This is a genomic window from Pseudoalteromonas sp., from assembly GCF_041629635.1.
In the GTDB taxonomy this organism is placed as follows: domain Bacteria; phylum Pseudomonadota; class Gammaproteobacteria; order Enterobacterales; family Alteromonadaceae; genus Pseudoalteromonas.
In genome coordinates this window covers 1-4,834 of record NZ_JBFKMX010000199.1, presented here as the reverse complement: position 1 = coordinate 4,834, position 4,834 = coordinate 1, and the positions used below count along the sequence as shown (strand labels likewise).

Below are 4,834 nucleotides of genomic sequence, written 5' to 3'. Positions count from 1 at the left end.
TGTGTTACGCGAAAAAATGTTTCGCCTTGTTTGATCATCCCTAACTCATTTCTAGCACGCTCTTCAATGCCTTCTAAGCCCAGCTTTAAGTCTTCAACATCCGCTTTCAACAACTTGTTACGTCTTTCGAGACGTGTATTAACTTCGGTATGTTGTTCCACTGCTGATTTAAGCCTTTTAAAATCTTTAACACCATGATGGCCAAACCATAATTGGTACTGTAGGCTCGCGAACAAGCACAATAAGGCTAATTGAAATAATCGCATGGTTAATTCTATTTTTGAGTTATAAATGGGTGTTTAAAATCTTGCCAATTAATTCGTGCTGCTAATAACATTTCACGCAGTGTTAATACTCTGGGCGTTGTAGCACGGCCTAATAGCCATACATGACCACAGCATGCTGCTGAGAAAGCTGCTTTACTGGGCTTTAATACCTGAATATCGTTATTATCTTGATACTGCCCATTCATTGCGACCCAACCAAATTGATTACAATGAAAACGCGAATCTGTTACTTCATCAACACTATCGATTCTAACAGTTGAATACTCACCGTCATATACTAAAACCGGAATTATTAATCCAACAAAGACATTTTTACTAAAAAACTGCGTATTTTTTTCTAAATCACATTTAGGTACAGCACGAGATTGTTTAGCTATCCAACTGCCATTTTGGGTATCCAATGTCAGTGGACTATTACCGTCTAGAATATGATTGGCCGCTTTTTCAATATAATAAGGAAGGCTTGCAAAACGTCGTTGCAATCGCTCAACATTGTTAAATGATTCTTTACTCAAACGATGAATTTCACGAACATAAAACGTATTACACAACGCATTGTATGCATTGCTTTTTGACGAACTTCGCCATAGTTCTGTTTGCTCTTTACACCCAGTTTGCACTTATAAAAAACCCAACAAATACACTTAAGTAACCATAGTACATGATTCTATATTTGGATGTAATATAAGCAGTTACTTAAATATACAGTTTATTTATCCCCTCATAATCTCAATCACTTATGTGTTATGTACCCAATATGCAGCAAGCACAAAATTAACTAACGTAGTACACAATACAGAAGCAATAAACGCCAAATTTTGGCTATCAAAAAAGTAGAAAATCACACTGAATAGGCTGTAGTTAATAAAAGTTCCAAGCCCAGAAGCTAATTGATGTCGCAGCCAAGCAATACGCAAATTCAAGCCATTTGCCACATTTAAAGCAAACACTCTATGTCCAATAAAAGTAAGCTGTACAGCAATAATTAAAGCAAACGCACGCGCAAACTCGATTTTCAAACCCAAAAAGGCTAAGCCGTAAAATATTACGCCATCACACAGAAAAACAACCCCACCAACCCATAAAAAGCGCACTTTACTCATATAACCTACCTCTTCATACATTGTGCGCATAGCAGCGTCTAAAAAATGTCATTTTGCAAAAGACATTTATTAGACATCACAACACATACACTGCCACCTGTTTTAAATTGAGAGTCTTAATATGCGAGTTATTTCTGATAATTATCATTCCCCTCTAGCAAGGCAAACGTCTCTAAGCATTGTTGTTGCTGTTTACAACGAACAAGAAGTGCTAGCACACTTTCACAATCAGTTAGCCGCTGTATTAAATACTTTAAGCAATATTAAAAGTGAAATTATTTACATCAACGATGGCAGTTCTGATGATACATGGGATATTTTAAAGACATTACCCGCCAGTGGCTTTGCAATTAAGTTATTCAATTTAAGCCGAAACTTTGGCAAAGAAGCAGCGATGACCGCGGGGCTCGATCACGCAAACAGTGATGCTATTATTTTACTCGACGCTGACCTTCAAGATCCCCCTGAACTGATCCCGAAGATGATCGCATCATGGCAACAAGGTTATGACGTAGTCAATATGCGTCGCAGCCAGCGACACGGAGAGTCCAAACTCAAAAAGTGGACCGCTCATGCTTTTTATCGCTTATTAGCTTTTATGTCTGATGATGTTGTCATAGAAAAAGATGTGGGTGACTTTCGCCTTTTATCACATAACGTAGTGCAACAAATCAATAAACTCCCTGAACGTAATCGGTATATGAAAGGGCTTATGGCGTGGCCAGGGTTTAAACAGATCACATTAGAATTTGAGCGCCCAAAAAGGGCTGCGGGTAAGACCAAATGGAACTTCATTGAATTAGTTGCACTGGGATTATCAGGCATTACGTCATTTAGTATTAAACCTCTGAAAATTGCCACATGGCTTGGCGTATCCATCTCACTTGCAGCATTTTTTTACAGTGCATTCTTATTTCTTGAAACACTTATTTTTGGCAACCAAGTACAAGGTTACCCATCACTGATGCTGGCACAATTATGGCTCGGTGGCGTGCAGTTATTAGCAATTGGCGTACTGGGTGAATATATCGGGCGGATTTATAAAGAAAGTAAAGGCCGCCCTATTTATATTATTGAAGAATCTCTGCAATTATCACAAGACCAAATTGGCGAAAATAAATCAAAGCAGGTGACTTATGCTAGTAAGTAATCGCTTGATTCAACTATCTCTCTTACTTATCGCAATACTTATTAGCATCCGGTTAATAAGCTTAGGCATGTATCCACTTTTCGATACAACAGAAGCACGCTATGCCGAAATCGCTCGTATTATGTTTGAAACGCGAGATTGGATCACACCACAGTTTGATTACAACATTCCTTTTTGGGGAAAACCACCGCTCCATACATGGCTTTCGGCAATCAGCTTTGCCCTATTTGGTGTCAATGAATTTAGCGCGCGTATTCCACACTTTTTAACTGGTATCGCCACGTTAATAACACTTTACTACTTCGCAAAAACACATTTTTCGAAATTAGTTGCTATTAGAAGCACTCTGATTTTGACAACATCATTGGGATTTTTAGTAGCTATCGGAATGGTAATGACTGATAGCCAATTGTTATTTTCGATTACACTGGCGATGGTTAGTTTTTATCATTGCTACTTTAACGCCAGTAAATTTGCAGGTATCTGCTTTTTTGTCGCACTCGCCATTGGCATGCTCGCTAAAGGGCCTGTTGCCATAATCTTAATCGGTATTCCGCTAACGCTTTGGAGCATCCATCACAAAAAACTATGGCATGCATTGAGTTCGCTACCCTGGCTCACTGGTAGTGCAATATTGCTCACCTTAACATTACCTTGGTATCTGCTTGCTGAACTCAAAACCCCCGGCTTCTTAGACTACTTTTTATGGGGTGAACATGTTCAACGGTTCTTAGTTTCCGGTTGGCAAGGAGATCTTTATGGCAGCGCACATAAAGAAACAAAAGGTACTATTTGGCTATTTTGGTTGGCCGTTGCATTTCCATGGTCATTTATTGCAATTTGGCAAAGCGGACGCTCGTTAATCTCATCGCAAAAAAAACGCTCTGGCAATCAAGAACACTCGGCCTTAATAAAGCAATATTTTATCTATTGGGCACTCTCTCCCATGCTGTTGTTCACATTCGCAGGCAATATTTTACCTGCATATGTATTGCCAAGCTTACCAGCATTGGCTTTACTACTCGCATTATCAAAAATAACGTTTAGAAAACTTGTTTTATATGCATTACTTTCAGCAACGCTCATTCTTACGGCATTGAGTTACTTTATTTCGGGCTATTCATCAAAAGTTTCTCATCGCGATGTTTTACAGAACTTAACACAAAGCCAACTGTCTCAGCCTATATATTATTGGCATAAACGCCCTTTCTCAGCTCAGTTTTACTCTAACGGCGCTGCACAAAAGCTTACAACAATAAAAGAGTTAATTTTGTTAGATGAAAATGGTGCGCCATTTATACTTGTCTCTAATGAAAAACAGCTCTTTGAAATAGCTGTCTATACACAGAGCCAATGTATACAAATTAGCAAAACTAAAGGCTTTGTTCTTTATCAATGTGGAAACTAAATGCTTAAAATACTTTTAGTCGAAGACAATAAACAAGTTGCAGACATTATTTTTGATTATTTCGAAGCGCTCGATTATGACTTAGATTACGCGGCAACTGGCACGCTTGGTTTGAAGCTAGCTGAGCAACACTCATTCGATGTTATTATTTTAGATGTGATGCTTCCAGGAATTGACGGTATTGGTATTTGCCAAAGGTTACGAGCAAATGGGAATAACACGCCAATAATCATGCTCACAGCTCGAGATACCCATCAAGACGAATTACTCGGATTCTCAACAGGTGCCGACGACTACATTATAAAGCCGTTTGACCTTGCACTCCTCGAAGCAAGAATAAATGCATTACATCGAAGAGCACAGCAACGTGTACATTTACGTGATGAACTTGTTGTAGGCCCATTGCTACTTAAACGCGATCAACACCTTGTTTACAGAGAAGATAGGCTGATAAAACTGAATCCAAGCTGTTATAAAATTCTATTGTGCTTAATGAGCAATCACCCCAATGTAGTTGCCAAATCAACAATTGAAGACGTTTTGTGGCCAGATGATTTACCTGATCAAGACATTTTACGAAAACATATTTACCTGTTGCGCAGTAAGTTAAATCAACACTTTGCAAGTGAGATGATAACTACAATTCCTAAAGTGGGGTATAAGTTAAATGTCGAATAACCCTCTGCCCATTGCTAAAAAAATTAGCCGCATTTATCAAATCGTAGCATTGATAATTTTAGTGCTCTACGGCTTTATTTTTAAATTAACGATTCTCGCAACCGAAAACCAAAATAGCATGCACTTACTAAGCATTACTGCGCCCTATCACTTCCAACGTTATGAACATGGCGAGCAAGGTATCATCAAAATTGATCCACTGCTGACG

At 38.6% G+C, this 4,834-nt stretch carries 7 protein-coding genes; 4 read left to right on the top strand and 3 right to left on the bottom strand.

What is annotated here, in order from left to right; genetic code table 11:
- The 3 genes from ftsB to ABYD77_RS17785 all read right to left on the bottom strand — a co-directional run.
- A partial coding sequence (ftsB, locus tag ABYD77_RS17795) for a cell division protein FtsB (protein ID WP_372771445.1) occupies window positions 1–266 on the bottom strand: 266 nt, incomplete at its 3' end.
- A gap of 8 nt (window positions 267–274) precedes the next feature.
- A complete protein-coding gene (locus ABYD77_RS17790) occupies window positions 275–907 on the bottom strand; it encodes a hypothetical protein (protein ID WP_372771444.1) in 633 nt (210 codons plus the stop codon).
- Between the two features lie 117 nt (window positions 908–1,024).
- On the bottom strand, window positions 1,025–1,420 hold the full coding sequence (locus ABYD77_RS17785) for a GtrA family protein (protein ID WP_372771443.1): 396 nt from the start codon (window positions 1,418–1,420) through the stop codon (window positions 1,025–1,027).
- 91 nt (window positions 1,421–1,511) lie between these two features.
- On the opposite strand from ABYD77_RS17785, the gene ABYD77_RS17780 reads away from it, so the two are divergent.
- From ABYD77_RS17780 to ABYD77_RS17765, 4 genes are all read left to right on the top strand, one after another.
- On the top strand, window positions 1,512–2,540 hold the full coding sequence (locus tag ABYD77_RS17780) for a glycosyltransferase family 2 protein (RefSeq protein ID WP_372771442.1): 1,029 nt from the start codon (window positions 1,512–1,514) through the stop codon (window positions 2,538–2,540).
- Window positions 2,527–3,948, top strand: a complete 1,422-nt coding sequence (locus ABYD77_RS17775; protein WP_372771441.1) for an ArnT family glycosyltransferase — start codon at window positions 2,527–2,529, stop codon at window positions 3,946–3,948. The genes ABYD77_RS17780 and ABYD77_RS17775 overlap by 14 nt, the downstream gene beginning before the upstream one ends.
- Complete coding sequence (locus tag ABYD77_RS17770; protein ID WP_372771440.1) at window positions 3,949–4,626, top strand: response regulator transcription factor; 678 nt, start codon at window positions 3,949–3,951, stop codon at window positions 4,624–4,626.
- Window positions 4,616–4,834, top strand: a 219-nt coding sequence (locus ABYD77_RS17765; protein ID WP_372771439.1) for a hypothetical protein, incomplete at its 3' end; no start/stop codon positions are given. The genes ABYD77_RS17770 and ABYD77_RS17765, both read left to right, overlap by 11 nt.